The following is a 21,523-nucleotide window of genomic DNA, read 5'->3' as shown; positions in this document are numbered from 1 at the left end:
ATCTTTTCTGTTATCTCTATATAATTTTTAGCTAGGAAGAGGTAGTAATGCCAGAAACAAGCAATGAAAGCAGCACACGTTATGGCATTGGAAGTTATATAAAGGGTGAGTATATAGGAGAAGGAGGATTTGGCCGTGTCTATAAAGCGAGGCATAAACATCTCGATAGAGAGGACTGCATCAAAGAACTTCAATATGACAGGTTGAGTGAGGACCAGGAAAATTCTGTTTTGCGAGAAGGACATATACTCAATAAGCTGGAACATAAAAATATTGTCCGCTTGCGCGACCTGGTGGTTCAGGATAACAAAATCTATATGATTATGGCTTATGTTGATGGAGGGAATCTCACTGAGTTCTTAAAAAACACTCCTGATTCATTGTCACTTGATAAGATTGATACTATTATTCAGCAAATTGCTGATGGTTTGTACTACTTACATAATGAACACCATATTATTCATCGTGATCTCAAACCCCATAACATTTTACGTTACAGTGATGACACTATAGTAATTGCTGATTTTGGGCTGGCCAAAGTCATCGATACAGCTGATATCCAATCCTCTTACTCGCGCCTGGGCAACGCAGGTACACCAGCTTATATGGCACCAGAACATATTATGGGGCAAGCTACATACAGTAGTGACCTGTATAGTCTAGGTGTAATAGCTTACCAGTTGCTTACCAGACAAACTCCCTTTGGAGGGGGAGTAAAGGCGAAAGAAGGACACCTCCACAAAGCTCCTCCAGCATTGCGCGATTTCAACCCCAAACTTTCTCCTGAGATCGAACAGGTGGTCCTCAAAATGCTGGCGAAAAAACCAGAGGATCGCTATCCCAATTCCATCGAGTTTGCCCGCGCTTTGCATAGTGCAATCATCAAGGCAACACACGATAATCCAGGCGTTAATCCTACCAATATCAAACAATTGCTGCCCTTCTTTCCAGATGGTCAGACCATCAACCTGGAGGCTGGTGAGTACGAGGGACCATTTACCATACAGAAACGCCTTCATCTGATAGGGGCAGGGTCACTTCCTGGCGGTCCGCTGACCAAATTATTCGCGATTGATCAGCCTGTCTTCGACCTCGAATCTTCCGGTGTCATTCTGGAGAATATGCTCATTCAGCGCACGCCCGAAAACACCGATGCTCCAGCAATTCAGATAAATAAGGGTGATACCTATGAATTAAGACATGTCACCGTGCAGGGAAAATTGACCGAGGAAGCCATTTGGCAAGAGCTTGAGTGGCAACTACCAATCGATGGTATCGACTTCGGGCGTATTCCCATTGGCAGCAAACAGGAGCGAACGGTTGCAATTGTGGTAAAAGAGGCATGTGAGGTTAAGACGGATTTGCCTGGATTGGCTGTTTTCCCTACACATTTGTCTGCTGGTCCCCGCACGTTAGCGGTCGTCTACGATGCTCAAGGAAAATTGCCAGGGGCGCTTCTCAAAGGCACTATCGCCTTCACTTTACGTAGCGCAACTGAGCCGATGACTATTGTTGTTACCGGTCACATTGAAGAAGAGCAGACTATTCTTGAGCCTGAAGAAGATGCGCCTTTACCGCACTACGAATTATCGTACCTGCTTCAGGATAAGGCAGCACAATCATTACTACGCGAACTGGGCAGCGACGAAGACCGGGATCTTGTCAAGGAGTGGGAAGAGAATAAGAAACTGTACCGTCTGCGCGATCGGATAAGAGATCGTGCATTTGATCTCCTCTTTGAACTCATCGGTCAAACAGCGCAGCCCTGGTATGTGAAACGTGACAGGATCAGCACAGAAAATGAAGAGGAAGAATTCTGGATACTGATACGCGCAACCGATAGCCAGATTATCTCCGATAGAGTGACGGCACGAAAACAAACCATACGTCTGGTTCTCTGTATCCACCGAGAGGGACGAGGAAAGCCGAGATTAATAGCTATCTCTTTCCCAAAAGTTGAAGCGGGTATGAGAAAGAGAGATCTGGAAGCTCTCCCAGTCTTATTGAGACTGGCGGCATCAGTGAAAAGCGGTATTCCCCAAGAATTTATGTGGCAGATACAAAACTTACCTATTGAGAGCGAACACGAACTGGACGGTGATCAGGTGGAAGGTTGGGCAGCTTTATTGCAACTCCAGAATGAACTGTATCAAAAGCAGCAGTATTGGCTTCGCTACACAGGTCATGATTATCGTAGTGGTGCGCTAAGAGTCACTTTTTTCCTCGATAGAGACTACCTGCTGGATAATGTAATGGTACCCTTCCCCTATGAGGAACTACGTGAGCGGACACGAGAAACAAGAAAAGGAAAAGAGCTGCATCTGCTGTTTTCAGATCTCCCTAAAATGGAGGCGGAACAGAAGGAAAGACGCAATAAAAGGGGCTTAAAAATTGGCACCCTTGAGCGCATTGATTTTGGTCGTGCGGAAATGATTATCAGTCTTGAACAGGGGTTGAGCAAATCATTGGCAGATGGGAATACGAAACTAGCCAACAGCGGCTATCTTCACTACGATGCCTACGGAGATCTCCAGCAGATAGAGAATCAGCAGCAGGCCATTAGCAAATTACAACAGGGAAAGTCGCTAAATCCAGCTTTACCAGATTTCTTTTTCCAAGCGTATAAGGCGCGTACTGCTCCAGCAATACAACGTTTGCTAGCCGCAGATCTCTTATCAGGCACCTGTAATCCTGGTCAGATTGCTGCTATTGAGGCTGCTCTCGCCACCCCCGACTTGCTCTTGCTGCAAGGTCCTCCTGGAACTGGCAAAACTACTGTGATTGCCGAAATCTGTTACCAAGTTGCCCAGAGAAACGGGCGTACGCTTATTGCGTCTCAATCGAATCTGGCTGTTGATAACGCGCTGAGTCGGCTCATCCATAAACCCAGTATTCGCGCCTTGCGTAAGGGCAATACAGGATCGGTTGAAGTCGAGGGACGCGATTTTACTGAAGAGAGAGTGGTACAAAAGTGGCTGACTGATACGGCCAGGGATTGCCAGAGCAAACTGGAGCAGCGCCAGAAGCATATAAAGATCCTGGAAAATCTGGTACGTGATATAGAGCCATTTTCTCTCTATTATGAAGCAGAAAAAAAATGGAGCAATCAACAGTTTTCTCTCCAGCGCAAGTTAGAGAAAATCAACCAGGAGATTACGGCGACCAGGAAACACCAGGTTCAGAGAGAAGCTGAAGAGAAAAAGTATATTTCACTGCATATGTGCTTATCAGCCCTCGTAACTGGAGGGACACAGCTACCCGAGGCTGCATTGAAAGATGCTTATCAATATATCACTGAAACAGGTGATAAAAACGAATTTACAGCATGCCTCCGCGAGTGTTTCCAGGTGATGAAGCGTGTAGGGTTGACTTTTCCAGAGGGGAGCCACCTGTTACAAAGCATCAGGTGGTTACAAAAGACAGTGGCGGCTTCTATGATTGTTTGGACGGAAAGCCAACAACATCTCAACCTGATAAATACCACGATCACAGATTTGAGTACAGTGAACGATCGCATAAAATGGTTAACGTCTTCCATACAAGACAGGGAGGCGCAATTGCCTCCACTCGCCTCGCGTATAGAGCTTCATAAGAACCTGCTTCAGAATATAACGGCGGATAAAGATGCTCTGCCCTTTGTAGAGCATCTTTATCAGAATCTGGCAGAGAGAATAGAACCTATCTTCCGACAGTTTATAGATGCTCGTGTTGAGCAACGACCAATTGATGCATCAATTCATCCAGCCTTAGAGCTGTTCTTTCCCGAAGATGTAATCACACGAATAAACCGTGATTCTAAGAAGACATTCCTTGAGAAATGGAACTCAACCGGTGACGTTATCCAGCAATACATTTACCAGACTAGAGAGACCAGAAATAGATATGAGCAAGCTTCTCAAAGCCTTGCTTATTGCCGCCAGCGTTTTGGACAGCTACTCGCAAAGTATCCTGAAATTCGCCAGGGAGGAGCATATCAAGGATCTGGCAATTTCCCATCCAATATAGCTGTTGGTACAGAGTTCCCACAACTGGTTGAGCAACTTCAAAGCAACTTGCAGGAAATCGAAAGAATAGGCTTAAATCCCCCCTCGCTCTTTGACCGTTTCTTTGATTGGCATAAACAACGGCTGCTACAGCTGTTTCAAAATACAAATCACTCATTGATGGTAGCAGCGAGACAGGAGCAAAACATATTATCACAAAGGAGACAGAGTATTGCACAGGTTGCGCGCGACAAAGCGTTATTATTATCTCAGTCCTTCCAGGATTGGATGAAAGAGCAATTGAGAAATGCAGAGTCTCAGTACACAGCTACCTTGCAAAAGCACGATCAACTTGTCGTTGAGCACAAACAGATGCAAGATCTTCTTGCGAACGAAATAGCTCAATTGCCTGCGATGCATAATACGATGAGGGATTTAATGGAGAAGCTGGCTACACAGTTTCAAGACCTGCATAAACGTGCTGAACTGCCAGAGGCGTTGCGCCAGATTGCTCAAAGCTATGCACGGCCTCACGCTTCTTTTCTGAAATTCAGACAGGAGCACTATGCAGCATACCAGAGATGGGTTGAAGATACACGGGCAATGGAAACAGGTGTTGCCAGGCTATGGCAGATGATAACGGCTGCCGCCGAAAGAGTAGAGAAACAGCTTGCAAGCATACAAGCAGCGCTTGAGCCGCACAAACAAGCTATGAGCCAGCTCTCCGTGAAGCGGGACCAGCTCACCATGCGATTACAGCAAGGTCAGGCCGATCTCGATACGCAACGTGCATGGTGGGAACGTCGTTGGAATGAATTTCCAGCAGACTTGCGCCCCGCCGAACCTGAAACTGGCATTTACACACCTTCTTTTCTGAAAACAATGCAACAACAAATTCGGTCCTGGCGCATGGAACTGGACAAGGAACAAACATTTGCCAGGCGCTTTGATCGGCTGATTACCGATTGGGTGACACGGCTGAATAATCTTTCTGAAAATGACAGGCAGGATCTTAGAGATATCTACCTGAAAAACGCCAATGTCATAGGTATTACTTGCGGCCAGGTCAATAGACTGGATCGCCAGGAAAACAGGTCTATTTCGCGCTTTGATGTCGTGATTATCGATGAAGTCAGTAAAGCAACTCCACCTGAGATCCTGCTGGCGGCATTGAAAGGGAAAAAGCTCATCCTTATCGGCGATCAGCGGCAATTGCCACCAATGATCGAAGAAAAAACCTTAGAGCAACTCGCCAAAGAAAACGGTCAGGAGCGATCAGCGTTTCGTTATCTCAGCCGCCCGTATTTTGAGCAACGCTACAATGAAGCGCCAGATGGGATCAAACGTATGCTCCATATACAGTACCGTATGCATCCCGATATTATGGCCGCGATTAACCAGTTTTATCATCGACCGCTAGAATACGGACTGAATGAACCAGACAGTGAGCGCGACCATCAGCTTCACTCAGCACTCATTCGCAGAAACAAGCATCTTATATGGATCTCAACGCCATTGGTTTCCACATCGTCCCAAAGTCGTTCCTCTCGCACAATTACTGCCAGAAATAGAATGAGTGGACAAGTTGCTTTTCCCTCCTACCAGAGTGATAGCAATAGCTTTGGGGAAGAAGCTGAAGGCACATCCTATAAGAATCAGCGTGAGATGGAAATCATCATTAAAATTTGTGAAGAACTACAACGTCTCTGGGCACCCAAAAGAGCAGCAGGTATCAAAAAGAAAGAAATTGGTATCATTACTTTTTATGGCGCTCAACTGGCCCTCTTAGAGAAAAATCTCAAGAGCAGAAAAAAAGACTTCTCAGCCCTGGAAATTCGGACCGGGACCGTAGACCGCTTCCAGGGAATGGAGCGACCGATTGTGATTGTGAGCATGGTGCGTAATAATCGGGGAGGAGACATCGGTTTCGCTGAGAAAGATGAGCGCATTAATGTTGCTTTTTCACGAGCGCAAGAATTATTAATTATTGTTGGCTGCCATGACCTCTTTTGCGTCAGGGCACGCCAGGAAGACGCGGCTGAACGGTATAGCAAAGTCGCCAGTGTTGTTAGAAATCGAGGAGATTTCATTGATATTTCCAACAGTTAGTGCTGATACACGTCCTATCGCTCAAGCTTTGCGTAAACGTGTTCAGGAGATGGAAGAAGGTCAGCCTGGCCTCTATGTGCTGGCGGCGCGTGAGTTTCGCTACCCCGTACAGCAACAGGAAGTCACTATACAGGTTGAACAACGTCGGCAGATGAATCTCCTCGAAAAGTTTCTCTTGCAGGCATACACTGAAATAGTGCCACGTCCTTCGCTTGAAGAACTGGCTGGAGCGTTGGGCCTTGATCCTCTCTTTCTCAAAAATACGCTTCAGGACTTGATCTCAATACAGAGCATGGTCCATGATGTTTATGGCCCACGTGTCACAGACGAGGGAAAAGCGTCTTTGTGTTCAGAAACTATCGCTGAGCCAACTTTCGACGAGACACGCTACTTTATCCAGGATGTCATCCTGGACAAAAAAGATACGTCCCCTTTTCGTTTGAGATCTGTGAGGGAAGATTTCGAGGATTTGAGCCAGTACGTTGACCAGGATATAATAAAGTTTCCTTCTTTGCGTTTCGTCGATGATGAGTTATCAACGCTGTTACAGGAGTGGGGTCTGGACTTGCATGATCCAGACAACAACCGTTTCGTTACCAGGATCACGCCGACTGCATCCCCTGAAATCGGCTGGCGACCGCTCTCCATCTTTATTCTTTATGATACGCTCAAGGAGAATCCCGACGAAGCTATCACATTTGAGGTGCGTTCCTTCGAGAACAAACTGGTCCCTCGGGTTGGTGCATGGCTGGAAACACAACTCCAGCAGAGAAACCTCTCACTGAAAACGCTATGTGGTCTTCGTGAAGAGGATACCTTTGTAGAAGAAATAGCAGGATCAGAGAACAGGCATATGGAAGAACCTGCGATAGAGCCTGAAGTGGAGGAACGACTGACAAAAATTCGCCAGCAGGCAACAAATCATATGCGTATGCAAAGAGATGGGCAGACAGTTGAAGAGGCTGCGGGCATATCTATGCAACTACGCGATCGAGAGATACATAAGACTTTTCTCGGGGCATTACAGGAGGCAAAGGAACTCATCATCATTTACTCTCCCTGGATGAATAAGCAGGTGGTCGATGACGAGTTCATTGCGCTTCTGCAAACGCAGGTGCAAAAGGGGGTGCGTATCCTGATCGGGTATGGCATTGGACGTAATCAAAGCAGAGAAGACCGGCCAGTGCCTCCCGACCTCCTCCAACGCTTACACGCCGTTCAGACGCCCGAAGGCACCCCTGGCATTATTGCCGAGTGGCTAGGCAACTCACATGCCAAAGAAGTGATCGTTGATCGCAAAGTCCATCTCAGCGGCTCCCATAACTGGCTCTCCTATCGCGGGGACCGCTTTCCACGCGGCGAGATCGTCTACAAGGTTACGATCGCTGCACAGGTAGAGGAGGCATACCATTACCTTGCGCAGCGTTTTATTGAACATGCAAAAAACCTGTGGAGGTCAGCACCGACAAAGCGCAAACTTGCTCTTAGCATCCTTACTACCCTTGGATATGAAGGGCAGGCCCTCGGGTGGATTCGGCGTGATAGTAATTACGGTTTCATACCTTTCTGGCTCAGACTTGCTCTACAAGGTATCTCTTCTGATCGGGTTGAGCAGATTATTGGTGCATTGCAAGAAGCGCTTATCCTATGTTGTACATCTATTGGTCAGCAAGATCCTTTAATGAAGGAGATAGTTGCACAGTTCAGGAAAGTTTTCAAATGTCTGGCAGCGAAGGACCGGCATCTCATCACCGTCTTCATCGATGAAAATCTCGCCGAATTAGAGCAATTAGATCTTGAGCTGTATATAAGGGAACTCAACGCTGTTGGTGCTCAAGAATCGGAGGAGAAGAGGCAAGAATTGCAAAGCTCGCATTCCAGGCAAGGGTCTACACAGAGACAGGATCGTGATGGCAACAGGCCAAGAAGAAATCGTTAACTTTTCCTGCAGCTAAGAGCGCGAGGGAAGTGTTGTAAAGTATTTGGACTTCCGTCTTCAATAATACCTGAGACAGCATCGTGAGACCGTGCGCAGTATTATCATGAATGCCGATAGACGAATGCTGGGAAGTGGAAGTTGGGATAAAACCATCAAGATATAGGATATAGCAACCGGTCAGGTGCTAAAGACTTTGATGGATCATAATGAAGCAGTGACCTGTGTTGCGGTTAGTGCTGATAGGCAAACATTGGGAAGTGGAAGTTGGGATAAAATCGTTAAAATCTGGGAAGCAGAATAAGAAACTTTGCTTTTGTTGCCGCTGCGATAGGAAAGCCTCTCGCGAGTTTTACCTGTCACATTCTGGAAACAATATCAATCTTACCAACGGTCCTCCTCATGCTTCTCTCCCCACTCTTTGATGGCAGCCACATCACAGAACGATGCGTGTAGCCTATGATGGTGGCGATCTCGTCAAGCAGCGTCCCTTTTTGCGCAAGGGAAGCCTAACAATAGCGAGGCACCATCTGCAAAAGCAGCTTCCGCCTGCTTTAAATACTCAACGACGCTTTCACATTTCCTCCCTCAAAGGCGGCACACGCCTTTTCCAGAGCAACCATCCGACCCTGTTTGCCTCAAATAACTTCTGCCTTTCTTGTTGCAACGAATGAAACGTTTTGATGATGTATCACTAGGTGAAAAAGCAAGCGCGAAGGGGTTGGGCGGGGGACTATCGTCTTTTGCGCCAGGGAAGGTGTGAGTGGGTCAGAGAGGCTGTTTTTAAGTGAGGAAATGCGCCCTAATATTTTTTAGGGAGTCCACAAAAGCTGGTATCCCTTATAGTCAGTTGGGTCAGATAAGGCTGACAATCAGCTCAAGACATTTCCCTCTCTTGTTTTATTCAGATCCTCTTAAAGAGAGCACTCATGTTGATTTGCTAGTCAGCGTTACGAGAGTGGTCTCAGGAGGCAGACCAACCGCTATTCCTTCTTCCTGGAGTGCTGGTGTGATCTCTTTTAATACTTCAAGCAATCTAGCAGGTGACTGAGGTAATTTCTTGAGATCATCAGGAAAACGGGTAGAGAGCAGCTCTTTGAACTGTTTTGGTGTCCCACTCCACTCTTGCATCTCGCGCACAATCAGACAGAGAGGCTGGAAGAGGGGAGAGGACTTCAATGACGCCATCTTTTGCTCCTGGTACATGAGGTGGATTTCTGCCTCTATCGCCTCATTGCTGATCTCTTTGCCTGCTGCCTGGAGTCGCGTTTTCGCTTCTGCAATCTTTTTGAGATCAACCTTTGCAATGATACAGCAAGCAGCCAGCCAGGAATCAGACTTGGCAGCCTGTGCGCTGAGATAATCAGCATTCGCCTCCTCATATTTGAGCAGTTTTTTCAGCACCCCTGCTCTGGAGAAAAGAAGATGGCCATTGTTCGGATGAAGTTGAAGCGCCTTATTGTAAGTAGCCAGGGCTTGCTCATAGTGACCTAACTTCTCCAAAGCATGGGCCTTCGACTGGTATGCTCTCGTCAAATTCGGCCTGAGTCGAATCGCTTGACTATACGCCTTGACAGCCTCAGCGAACCGCTCCAGCTTGCTCAGGATATCTCCTAACTTATCATAAGCATATGCATCCTCGGGATCAAGTTGAACGACCTTCTGAGAGGAAGGGAGTGCTTCTTCATAGCGCTTCTGCCTGATGAGGATATTTGCCTTCTCTTTATGGAGGACAGAGACTTTCGCAGGACCTCGTTGTAGAGCCTGCTCACAGACGAGCCAACGCTTCGTCAAAACGCTTGAGACATGCCAGAATCCCCGCCTTTCCAACGTAGAGATCTTCATCACTGTCGTCCAATCGTAGAACACAGAAAAATGGGGAATGGCAGGATGTAGGTAGGAGAGTCACTTGCTACTATGAGAAGTGGTGGAGAGAAAAGTAAACAAATGATTTGTGGGTATGGCGTGGCATATATGGTAGTCATCGTGCTCCTGTACCTTTGCCTGGAATCACTAAAAACAGAGAGAGGGGATTGCTGGTGGCTATTCAGCCACGACAACGAACTGAACAAGGGGACAGTGGAATGCAAAAAGTGAGACTCTATACACTGGCGGGATCAGTTCAACCTGCCGACAACAATAGCTCAAGCAGCCTTTGCGTCCAGGAGGGCTACGTGTTCCCTGCATCCTACCCGATGCTTCCTGCTACTCATATCACATATGCTTCTGAAACACGTATACCTTTGCTATCAGCAAATCTGAATAACATCCAGGGCGTGTCATCACCTTCACCATCCATTCTGGCTGTCGATGACTCGCTCACCATCAGAAAGATTGTCGAGACGGCGTTGCGCTGCGAGGGGTATGTCACCATCACTTTTCCTGATGGTGTTGCAGCCTTTCGGTGGCTAGCAGAAGTGAGTTGTCCTCCACCCAAGATCGTCTTGCTCGATATCGAACTGCCCAAAATGGATGGGTATGCAATCGCTCGTGCACTCAAGGCGAAACCTACGCTGGAAAGCACGACGATTATCACGATGAACCGACGCAATGGAATCATTGATCGCCTCAAAGGGCGTTTGGCTGGTGCGGAGGATCATCTTCCTAAACCATTTACAGCAGAAGAATTGGTTGAAATAGTGCATCGTTATCTTGGCAATACTACGGATGCATTGGTTGGTAAATGAGATGAGAGGCCAGGACGGAGAAACACTTTTCTGGCACTATTTGGCACTCGAAGGGGGCGAGGTGAATGAAGCATATATTCTCGATCAGGCATAAACAGATGCATTGGTCCTGGTATGTCTGGTTTTCTTTCCTCCAGCGCACACCAGGAAAGCTATGGCCTGTGCCGTGTCCTGTGTAAATGATCGCGACAATGAGAAAAAGAACCCGAGAAGAAGGAAAACAGATGTTACCGAATGGATTAATTGTCCCTGCTCTGCAGAGGATTGAAGAGGTTTTGGAGGACCTCGATCCTGTGGGTTGAGAGTTGAACCAGATTGTTGGGAATCCAGAGCTTCCCTTGCATCTCGTTCCTGAAGCTGAACGAAAAGTCACTCAAGCAAAGAAGGTTTTGAGCCAGATGCTCCCTTTAGTACAGGAGATCATGGTGCCATTTGCAGAAGAGCAATCAGTTCTAAAAGCATCTCAGGATGCCATTCTGCGATCCTCACACGAGGCTTGCATGGAAGAGACGGGGAAGAAACATATTGGTTGCTGAATAAATGAAGAGAGCTTCAATATTTCCTGATAATAGGATATGCCGTCGCATGCAGCAATAGGAAAGCCAGTAAAGTATAGGAGAGTCTTGAGATATCCATCTGCGTTGTTATATTTGGCTCTGAAAGATGTGTATAGAACAAAACAGACATGGAGACTTTATGTTGGCAGGGCATTTCAAGGAAAGCGATCAGAAAAATGATGGCAGTTCTGGCAAAAATGGGCAGAAGGCTGAAAAGGGAGAAACAAGCTCTTGAGAAGAGCTTTTTGATACCGGAGTACGGTGCTGTCTCTGTGGTATATCACTCTGTGTACCAGCAGAGCACGTTCCTCAGGTCCTGGATTCACTCAGACGGACAGGTTGTGTCATTCTGATCTGTAGCTGTGGAGCTATTCAACTCGCAAGAGTAAAACTTAACGCGAGCGACTAAGAGGAGGCCATATTCTCAGATAAGCTGGAGTCCCCTCCTTGGACAAGCTCGACCTCTTGTGAGTGAGGTTGAGCTGACAGGTGATGCGATTAATATCTCTCTAGGCCAGACTAACTTCAACATATTTTGAGGGAGGAAGAGGCGCTTTCACTGTTCCTCTGTCCAAGCGATCATCAGCACAGCTACGTTCCTTTCCATGGGAAAAGAAGGCATTGATGGGGCTGTCGGAATCATCTGTTTCTCCTAATACTCTCATTGTTTATTTTTGATTTTTTAAGACATCATGTTAGCGCCAGTTTTATGAGATACCTTTGCAGAAGACTGGGATGTGGTCTTTTTTGGGGGGAAATGTGGGATTGACGTTCAAAGCGAATATCTCGCGAGAAATGTAAATGAAATCGTTTCCACATCACCAGAGCAAAATTCGTAGATGCGATATAGACCGCGTCAGCGAGTTTACAAAAGACGGTGAAGGAAATAAAGTTATTACTCCTGAGATCAGTATGAGGCACGGGATCAGCTATAAAATATTTGAAGAGCTGTTTAACACAGAACGATTAGGCTCCAGGTGGCTGACTTATGAGCAGTTACAAAGATTTCATCAGACATATGAAATGATAAGACCTTTTGAGCAAGCTGGCATCTATATTCAAGAAGCGCCAGAGCCAGAACTTGCAACGTTATTCTGATATCCGAGGATAAGCCGCCCTACGAAGGAAATGGGAGACGCTCCCCATTCTCTCAAAAAATCTCTCGTGTTGTTACCCTCAAAGAACTCTCACTTGTCGCGCTTGGCGTATTATGCGACTACTTGAGCCGTGAGGTTGAAGATCTCTTGCGTCTTGAGGGGATACCAGATGGGCCGCAGAGAAGTAGAGATGTTCCCCAAAATGAGTAATATGCCGAAGCACTTCCAAGCTCCGAGTCTTTCCAGTATTTTCACTGTCTCTCTACGTGGGTATTTCTCTCGTATAGCCACACACGCCGACGCGGGGGGAGTTAACGACCGGTAGCATGGTCTCTAAGCCGCAGTCATGTTTTTTGGCACACTTTGGACAGAACCAGCCGACCTTGCCAAATGGAGCCGTGTCCTTGCAGAAGGGGCAGACGAGGGTAGTCACTCTTCCGCACCTACTGCACAAGAGGCGCTAAGGTATTTGGGGCTGGACCGTCCACCTGCCTGGTGTTGGTACTGTGCCAGGCATCCGCCAAGATGAAACGCCATTGCACCTTTGAGGTCCTGCTTCTGACAGAACTGGCAGGTTCCTCGTGGCTGGAAGTACTTCGCCAGCAGGTCCTCTAACTCTTCTCCGCTCGCCTCCATACAATCACTTCCTCTTCGGGAAATACCAACGCTGCTACTTAGAACGCTTCTTCCGTTCCCTCACCCTCACCTTCAATGCGAATGGTATGCGTCTCGCCGGTTGCCTTATCGTTATAGGAAAGTTCCGTCGTGCTGAACTCGTTTCGATTGATGCGATGCAATTGAAGCAGAACGCGCAGACGTAGCTCCATCGCCAACTCTAGCAGTGCGCGAGCGTCCTCCTTCTCCGGGTTTCCTGCTGGAAAGATCAACTTGACCAGACCGGAGAAAGTGCGGCTAATGCTGCGCTGGTCGCGGTAGCTCCACTGATTGGCAGGTTCAAACCAGCGTTCCCATAGCGTCCCGTAGGTCGTAATACGGCGTAGTTCGCGATGGAAGAGTTCGCTCGTATAGTCGAGGATAAAGCCGACATGGGTCGTGAGCAGTTTTGGCGTCAACTTGGGCAGTTCCCAACCGGGCAGGTAAGCCGCCCAGCGGTCGTGAAAGGCGGTATCCTCGCTCACCATCTGGGGCAGCGGTTGAAACAGATGCTCGGCTAGCATCGCTGTCCGGGGATCAAACTCGATATTGCCGTTAAATACAAATCCCGCATCGCCGACCACTGGCTGCGTGCCCCGGTTGACCTGGTTATTTTCCATGTAGCTCTTGTAGAGGTTTTTATCCTCTTCCGCATTGAAACTGCTGCCCGTAATCTCATCGAAGCCGATGACATCAGAGCGCGTTACCAGGCCTGGCTGCGGGGGAATAGTATTACTGACAAATAATTTGGGAATAGTGATTTCTCCGCCAGCCAGCAGCACCCCATACGGACTGAACTCGGTAAAACAGAAGGATTTGCCGGTCTGGCGAGGGCCAAGTTCGATCAAATGATAATTGCTTTCGACCAGAGGAATCATGCGCACCAGATAGAGTAATTTGACACGTGGCGTCACCTGCGGATGTTTGGGTTCATAGCCCATTGTGCGAATGAGCGCATTGATCCACTGCTCTTTGGTGAAACGGGCACGCCCCTCAAGATATTCGTCCAGACGCACATGGCTCACCTGGATGGGATCGAGGCGTGAGATTACGAACGGATAGGCTTTTTTGTTGATGATAATATCTTCATCGTATTGCAGGACAATTTTACTCCAAATCCCGGCCAGGAGCAGGCGCGGATTTTTCTTGATAATCTCTGGTGAAATATTCACTGTGTGGATATTGGCCGTCATCAGGCTGGCCCAGTAGCGCCCACCCCGGGTATGCTCGTCGAGTTCGACCTTCACTTTATCAATGAGGCGATGGGGAGAGCGTTCACGGATGGCCGATTTGATCATTTCGGTTTCATCACCACGTGGGATATATCTGGCGATCTCGTCATGTACATACCGCAGACCGTTGCGCACCTCCTCCTCATTGAACAGGTCCGAACAGTATTTGCCGAGCATAAACTCGATCACATACGATGGTGCCTTGCTCGTTCCCCGTATTTCTTGCGTCAGATCTTTGCGAATGACCAGGCCGGGAAAGGCGGAAAATAAGAGCCGATCAAGCGGATCGGATTCAAAAATTGGTTTTGTGGTTGTCATAGGCACATTACTCCTCAACATATCCACATCATTGTAGCATGTCTGCTGCTCTCCCTCCACCTGCTCTGCCATCTGTCCTTCTCCTTCTCTGCTTACCAGCCCTCAATCTCTACCATGAGGGTCGTTTTCTCGCTCGCAATCACTCGGTCTTCGCGTGTATCACGCACTTCAATAAGCAATGGAGTTCCGCGCTCGGCGGCCACGTCATCGAGCAACTTCATGGGAAACTCAACCGGCTCGTGGGTGGGAGTGATGATCTTCGGCTCTGAACTGAAAATGACCGTGTTGTGTGCCCGCTCCTGAATGCGTACCTCCACCTGGCGAGCCAGCGCTTCTTCATCACCAAAAAGATGCTCGTGTCGCGCCTCAAGGATGATTTTTGGTCGCAAGGTCAGAATCTGCTCGATGCGCCGGATAGCCACATCGACAGGCTTTGCCTTGCGCGGCCAGGCTATGGCAAGACAGGGCACAATCCATTCTTGCAGAGAGGCCCCGCCGTGAAAGAATCCCAGGCCGCCGTACGTCCGAAAGCAGGAGGCACCACTTGCGACGGCGATGCGCCATTTGCCTCCGGGAGCCAAACTCTGTGGGCCTGCAAAGCAGGCGTCCTCCCGATAAGCCATCGCACGTCGTGAACTATAGGCGGCATCTGGCAGCGGCGGCGTAATGGGATGTTCATTGATGCCTGGCCAGTGAATAAAGCCATGATCGGTGACAATGAGTACACGTTGCCAGTGTTTGTCTCGCAGATGCTCAATGACACGCAGGTAGCGGCGCCGAGCATCTCCGGTTCCCAATGGCTCCAGTTCTTCATCATGGCCGAGCTTATCGATGAGATTGTCAAAGATAAAGATGCGTGTGAATTTGTCGTGAGGCTCTGGAATCTTATCAGCTTCGATATCTTCGACTGTCAAGAACGCTTCGGGAGAGACTTTTGCGCGTTTGACCAACCATTCGCGACGCTGCTCAGCCACGCTCAAGTTCTGCTTTGCTCCTTTGTGGAAGAGCTGCCATTTGCCGTTGAGGATATCTGCAACGAGATCCTGCTCTTTGAGCGGAAGCGCCATCCCCATTCCCAGTGCAGTAATCGTGGGGAGCGCAGTGCGTGCCGGGGTAATCTGAGCACGCTCGGCTCCTTCGCGCTCATTGATAGCTTCTTTCAATACCATACCAATATCATAGCGCAGGGCATCGACCACTAATATAGCCGCGGGTCGTTTATCTTTCAGTTGCTCTAGCAACCATTCGCCCTGACTGCCAAGTGTGGGGGGATGACAGCCACTCTTGGTCCAGATCTCCGTCCAGCCCAGCATATATCCTTCCCAGCGGGCGAGATAGGCCTCACGCAAGGGCACGAGCAAGGTAATTAGTTCGGCGGTGGCGCGGTTGACATGGCGTGTAAGCTCCTCGCCCGCCTGCTCGACCTGCCAACCAGTCTGCACATACCAGCGTACAGCATCGTCGGGCTGATTCCATGGACCGGGGGCAGCCTGTAACAAACGGGCAATCGCCTGACTCCAGCGGGCCAGTTCTCCCCAGGGCAAGAGATAGGAGTGCAGATCGCTCTCCTCCTTGGAAAAGCTTTGCATCTCTCGGACATCTCCCCAGAAGCCCCTGGCATGGCGAGCGAAAGTGTCGGCCAGCGAAGAAAGCTGTTCGAGCAACTCACGTCTACTTTTTTGGGAGAGGCTCAGACACGTCTGGGCAAAGAGGGCGCGTTCGGCGGCTTGAGAAAGAAAAGGTTCTTCACCGGTGATGGTTTCTAGGGTCGCAGAGTGCATATAGTTGCCTAACGTGAGCATGCGATCCGCCTCCAGAATACGTTCGCCCAGGTGGCGGCTCAGTCGGACGCTATCTACCCAGGCATCAAGGATCTTCTGGAGTGCAAACTCTCGTTGCTCCTCAGCGATCAAGTCTTCGTGGTACTGGAAAAGGCCAGGCGCGACACGATGGGCCTGCGTCACCAATAAGCGAGCCAGCGCTCTCGTGCGCCAGCGCGCCAGATCCTTCTCGTCGAGGACCGGGAGTCCTGCGGCGCTGATCGTAAGGTCAAGAATTGCTCGATCATCGGCATCAGGCAGCGCACCTCCGGCTAGCACATTGAGCAGTGCTTCTGGTCTGGGCTGGAGTCCCCCACCACCCCATTCCAAAGGGTCCTGCTGGAAATACACTCTCGCGAGCCTTGCCACCTCGTCCGGCCCGGTTTTGCTGTTCTGTGGTCGCCAGCCCCATTGTTGTAAGGTCTGACGTAAAGAATTAATGTGGAGATGCTCGGTGAGCAGCGCCTGCGCCCATAACCAGCCCAGATCATTCTCGGAGGCCTGGACATGCAGCACGAATGAGCGCTTTGCGTCGAGAAGTTCCTGGATCTTTCGCCGCCACAGCAAGCCGCCGATCTCTCCCGCAGTTCGTTCACTGACCGGGAACACAGGGATATCCTGCATCTCTTCGCTCTGTGATGCCATCTGCAACAAAGGCCCCCAATCGTTGCGCGGATCGCACCAGACCATCCAGGCACCTTCATAGGTGAGTCGGCTTTTGATGTAACTGCAAAGGCGTTGTTGCAAGCTCTGACTCATGGCTGCACCTCCTCTTTCTCGCGGTCTACTTCGTCACGCTCTTCCTCTGGGAGCGAGAGTAAGCGCTTCTGCTCGATTTTATCACTCTCGGCCAGACGCTGCGGCTCAAGTTCATACCAGCGTGCGCTTCCTGGGACTTGCTCGTCCATCCACCCACAGCGAGGTAGCTTGCCTTCGCGCACCCAGCACCGCTCATCGGAGCGCCAGCGAGCGCGGTCAGCGATAGCCTTGCGTGCGTCGGCGGACTTGAGAACCTCAGCGGCCAGTACACCAGTCAGTTGGAGCGGTGCGATGTTCACGCGCACCCCATCATTGATATCCACACGAAAGGACTGCTCGCGGCGCAGGAGTGCCTCCTGATTCTCAGGTACTGTGTAGCCATCGCCGGACCAGCGGTCCAGCAGCTCCTGGGCAAGCAGTGCATCAAGTTCAGTGCAGGCAAAGCCTTGTTCCTCGATGAGACGCAGCATCTCGGCGAACGCCTCTAACTCTCGCAGGCGTTCGCTCGCCATAACGGACTCACCCTCATCGCCCACAAGCTGTCCTTCCTGAGTTGCGGCCCGCTCGCGCTCGATTCTGCTGCGCTCAGCGCGGATCAACGGCTCGACGAACTCACCGCGAATGCTTGCCAGGGTATGCAGAGAGGCTGTGCAAGCATACAACAGGCATTCAAAGGCTGGCTTGCGCTGATTGCCGCCACGGCGCTTCTTGCCATTCCCATTGTTCTTGACTGGGGCGCTTGCAAGATGCCAGGCCACTGGGCGATGTTTGAACTGCGAAACGTGACGCACAAAGAAGCGGCGTCGAAGCCACTCTTCCAGGCTGAGACTGGTCAATTCCTCCAGTAGCCTTTCCATCTGCTGTGCTCCAAGATCTCCATCCTCCTCCTGCAAGCGCCTGCGCAGCCGCTCGGCCAGAGTGGTTCTGCCCGTCCCACCTACCAGTGGAATGACGCCGCTGCGTTCGGCCCACGCTGGCACCTGCTCACCGGTCTCGATCTGCCTGGGCCAGCGATGCCCCAACAAACGTAAAATGAGCACGCTCAAACGGTCCTCCAGCATACGCAATTCTTCTGGCTTACAGCGTACTCCTTCGGCGCACAGTTCCTCCAGCAGCCAGTAGACGCTGATGGGATGAAGCTGCATTTTGACGCTCAATTCTTCGAGGAAGGTTTCAGTTGGGATAGGAATATGCGCGCCAGGGACACTTTCATCCGTTTCTTCACCATCTTCTCCCATCTCGTTACCTTCTTCCAACTCTACTTTCTTCGCGCCCGGACCGGCTTCGTAGAGCGCACGTAGGTTAGCTTTGATGCGGATCAGTTCATCACTATTAGAACTGATCCGCTTGTGTTGAGCAAGATAATCGAAAAGTTCCTGTGGCAGCGGTGGCAGGTCGAGATCGTCAGGTAGAGCAGGCAAGGTATCATAGCCGATGATAAGAGGATACCAGCCTGCGGGAGCACCCGTTTCGGCGAATAGTATATATATAGCATGTTCTGATAGCTTATAACAATTAATAATCATATGTTCATTAAATCCTTCGATTGTATGGAGGATAGCCTGTATATTGTTAGATTTGTGAGAAAATAGTGTACTGTGATAATTTGATTCTATAGGGTCTTGTGAGATTAAGAGATTCTTAAATGCAAAGCAAACTCTCCCATTTATCTCAGTTGCTTCAAAATTAAGGTTTTCAGGAAGAGGCAGGTTAGCTACATAACCTTCCCGAAATTTTAGGCTTTGTGTCGTTACTCGAAGGAGGTACGAAGCAATATGTGTTGATGTCAAAGCCAAAATGCTGTAAGGAGATTTATTCCCTTGCAGAAAAATTGAGCTCCCCATATCTCCAAATATTACCTCTTCAATAAGTCGAGTGGCAAAGCTGCCTTGTGCCATTATTGTGTAGGTAAGCCCTAATTTAAAATAGAACTCTTGAGATCTTACATAGCTTTGAGGAATAGCCTTTATTCGGCTTCCATTGTGCTCCCAATCAACAGTGAGCCACTCCAACCCACACCATTTTCGATATCCGCCACCTTTTACATATGGGAACCAGCGTATTGAGGATCTGAGATCGTTAGAACTGCTAGATGGCTGTATATTTTCCCAAAAACACCGAGTAAATCTTCTAGCATCTGCGGTGGAGAGTCCTTGACGGACCTCACCAATATCACAAAGAAGATGTTTACTTTTGAGTAATGTATAGAATTGTGGTTGTAACCAATAGACAAGAGGTGATTCTAATATGCTTAATGTCTCTTTTTGTGCAATAGAATAAGGGGCCGCTTTATCATCTTTTAAAGAATTTTGCTTTTCTACAGGGCTTTTTAAGCCTACAACTCGTAGTGCAAATAAATTGTGCTTATCGCTAGGTACTTTCTCGAGAAAGACAAACATGGTACTCTGTACAACTTCTCCTCCAATTTCTTCAAAAGCGTTAGTACCAAGATGAGCCAACGTCTCTATGGAAGTCGCTCGTAATAAACCAGTGAATTTGCGTTCTCTCGTATATGTTGCTAACTTTTCTTGAGGCACCGCTCGCAATTCCGCATATCTACGTGAAAACATCCAACCCTGCATTGTTACCATCGCAACACGCGCGGCAGGCTGACACAGCTCCCGACAGCGCAAAATAAAAGCAGCATAAAGATCTCCTCTACCCGAAGTATAATGTTTTTCGACATACTTCTTGAGCGCAACATCCATATATTGACTACCTAAATACGGAGGATTCGTCACCACTACAGCATACTGTCGATCCAGCAACTGCAATAGCCTCACTCCCTGCACTGCCTCGCGACCGAAGAGCATTGCCGCCACATCATCGACGTTGTGCTCTTCTGATTTGAAGCTTTCGATAACGCGTTGCAGGGCAAGTTCCTTCAACCGCTTGGGGTCTTTCTTCGCCATCTTTACTATCTCACCGCGAAAGGCATCCATCTCCTGCTCGAATAACCCCGGCTGGGTAATCGGCGGCAGCTTCTGGAAGGAAGTGATGGCATGCTCAAGGTATTCACGCGGACGCAGCAGGCTCCCCAGGATCTCTGCTTGCTCCAATCCGGCAAAGATCTCTTCAATCAGTGGCCGAAACAGAATATCCTCAGGATGCCGTTCCAGGTGACGCTGCAAGGCCCCCTTGTTGAGATTGGTTGGCGTCGTCGCCAGGTGCAACTCTGGTGGCACGTAGCTACCAGCACCAGGGAGATATTGCTGTTGGCGTTCGTCACGGATCAACTCGCAGGCACGCAGATAGAGTGTGAGTGCCGTGAGTTGCACCGTTCGCGGGTCCAGGTCGATGCCGTGCAGGTGATGCGAAAGAATGCGGTCGGCGATCTGTTGCGCGCTCCATTCGGGGAATTGCTCACGATACATGGCGACAAACATGTCGAAGGCTGCACGCAAGAAGTGACCGCTCCCCATGCAGGGATCAAGCAGGGTGAGACTGGCAAGTGTGCGCTGAGACGTCTTATCGAGCTGTTCAGGTCTGACATAATACGGCCAGGCCTCAGGAAGGGCGCTATGGGGAAAGGCTTCGTGATAGCTGCGTCCCAGGCTGTTTTGTAGCAACCACTGGACCATATAGGGTTCGGTGAAAAGCTGCGTTTTGGCCGCTAGCTCCGCTCGTGTGGCGACTTTGCCGCCACGTTTGCATTTCGCATCGATGCTGGCCTTGCCTTCTTCCTGGTAAAACTGGTAAGCCCAGCCAATGGCATCGGGATCAGCAAACGTGGCGTCCGATTCTTCCGGCGTAAAGTCCGACAACTTCCCACCCACCAGGGACACACATTGCACGAGCATGCCGGGGCTGGGATGTAAGGCTCCTACCGGATCATCGAGTGCAAAGAGGCCGGGCAGCGCCTGCGCCTGTTCCTGGCAAGCGTCCTCGATTACCGCCCACCAACCACCATCTTCTCCCCTGGCACGTTCCGGCTCGGTCTCACGCAGGATATAGAGTTTTTCCGAGATATCGCCATAGACCTCCTCAGCACGCAGCGTGGTATCGATCAGCCCACGAACCTCCATTGTCCGCAATGCAAACAAGCGGTTGATCCAGGTATAGGCAGCGCGTTCAACGATCTCCGCGCGTACTGCAGGTCGTTGAGAGAGTGGCAGTGGGGTTAGCTGTTCCGTTACCACATGATAGGCATAGCGCTCGTGTGGCTGGGCGTCTGGCAGCAACTCAATGGGTTTGATTATTCCATTGGGCGCAATGCCCAGCCGCTCTAGCTCGCGATCGAGATTCCCGCGCTCGGCCTGACTCTCTGCCGTGGCAAAGGTGCCGACCAGCTTATGGCGGAGTTCACGTACAAGGGTACGGAGAAGATCTTTATATCGTTTCTGCATACTCGTTGCTCACGCTTTCCCAGTT

The 21,523-nt window shown here is 49.6% G+C and carries 10 protein-coding genes; 5 read left to right on the top strand and 5 right to left on the bottom strand.

What is annotated here, in order from left to right; all coding sequences use genetic code 11:
* Window positions 1–47 precede the first annotated feature (47 nt).
* The 3 genes from EPA93_RS45380 (at window position 48) to EPA93_RS51255 (ending at window position 8,332) form a co-directional block, all read left to right on the top strand.
* Window positions 48–6,092 carry a protein kinase domain-containing protein gene (locus EPA93_RS45380; protein WP_129893884.1) on the top strand — a complete coding sequence of 2,015 codons (6,045 nt, stop codon included), beginning with the start codon at window positions 48–50 and terminating at the stop codon, window positions 6,090–6,092.
* Window positions 6,073–8,031, top strand: coding sequence for a phospholipase D-like domain-containing protein (locus tag EPA93_RS45375; protein ID WP_129893883.1), 1,959 nt, complete (start codon window positions 6,073–6,075; stop codon window positions 8,029–8,031). Before EPA93_RS45380 ends, EPA93_RS45375 begins: the two co-directional genes overlap by 20 nt.
* 181 nt (window positions 8,032–8,212) lie before the next feature.
* A complete protein-coding gene (locus EPA93_RS51255) occupies window positions 8,213–8,332 on the top strand; it encodes a hypothetical protein (protein ID WP_422877873.1) in 120 nt (39 codons plus the stop codon).
* Between the two features lie 623 nt (window positions 8,333–8,955).
* Here the strand turns inward: EPA93_RS51255 and EPA93_RS45365 are convergent.
* Window positions 8,956–9,858 carry a tetratricopeptide repeat protein gene (locus tag EPA93_RS45365; protein ID WP_165423822.1) on the bottom strand — a complete coding sequence of 301 codons (903 nt, stop codon included), beginning with the start codon at window positions 9,856–9,858 and terminating at the stop codon, window positions 8,956–8,958.
* Between the two features lie 254 nt (window positions 9,859–10,112).
* Here EPA93_RS45365 and EPA93_RS45360 point away from each other — a divergent pair, with 254 nt between their 5' ends.
* On the top strand, window positions 10,113–10,715 hold the full coding sequence (locus EPA93_RS45360) for a response regulator (RefSeq protein ID WP_242527270.1): 603 nt from the start codon (window positions 10,113–10,115) through the stop codon (window positions 10,713–10,715).
* A gap of 1,358 nt (window positions 10,716–12,073) precedes the next feature.
* Window positions 12,074–12,370 (top strand): hypothetical protein, encoded by a 297-nt coding sequence (locus EPA93_RS45355; RefSeq protein WP_129893880.1) that lies wholly within the window; start codon window positions 12,074–12,076, stop codon window positions 12,368–12,370.
* Between the two features lie 428 nt (window positions 12,371–12,798).
* On the opposite strand, the gene EPA93_RS45350 is transcribed toward EPA93_RS45355, so the two are convergent.
* The 4 genes from EPA93_RS45350 to pglX are packed head-to-tail and all read right to left on the bottom strand — an operon-like array spanning window position 12,799 to window position 21,498.
* Entirely contained in the window at window positions 12,799–13,005 is a 207-nt protein-coding gene (locus tag EPA93_RS45350; RefSeq protein ID WP_129893879.1) for a hypothetical protein, read from the bottom strand.
* Between the two features lie 38 nt (window positions 13,006–13,043).
* Window positions 13,044–14,645: a BREX system Lon protease-like protein BrxL gene (brxL, locus tag EPA93_RS45345; protein WP_129893878.1), complete on the bottom strand. Its 1,602-nt coding sequence runs from the start codon at window positions 14,643–14,645 to the stop codon at window positions 13,044–13,046.
* Window positions 14,646–14,665: 20 nt separating this feature from the next.
* The gene (locus EPA93_RS45340; RefSeq protein ID WP_129893877.1) at window positions 14,666–17,152 is read right to left on the bottom strand and encodes a PglZ domain-containing protein; all 2,487 of its coding nucleotides are present in this window, start codon (window positions 17,150–17,152) and stop codon (window positions 14,666–14,668) included.
* Window positions 17,149–21,498, bottom strand: a complete 4,350-nt coding sequence (gene pglX, locus EPA93_RS45335; protein ID WP_129893876.1) for a BREX-1 system adenine-specific DNA-methyltransferase PglX — start codon at window positions 21,496–21,498, stop codon at window positions 17,149–17,151. Before pglX ends, EPA93_RS45340 begins: the two co-directional genes overlap by 4 nt.
* Between the last annotated feature and the right edge of the window lie 25 nt (window positions 21,499–21,523).

This window comes from Ktedonosporobacter rubrisoli (genome assembly GCF_004208415.1).
Taxonomy (GTDB): Bacteria; Chloroflexota; Ktedonobacteria; order Ktedonobacterales; family Ktedonobacteraceae; genus Ktedonosporobacter; species Ktedonosporobacter rubrisoli.
Note: the sequence above shows the minus strand (reverse complement) of the source record. Positions and strands in the feature narration are given on the sequence as shown.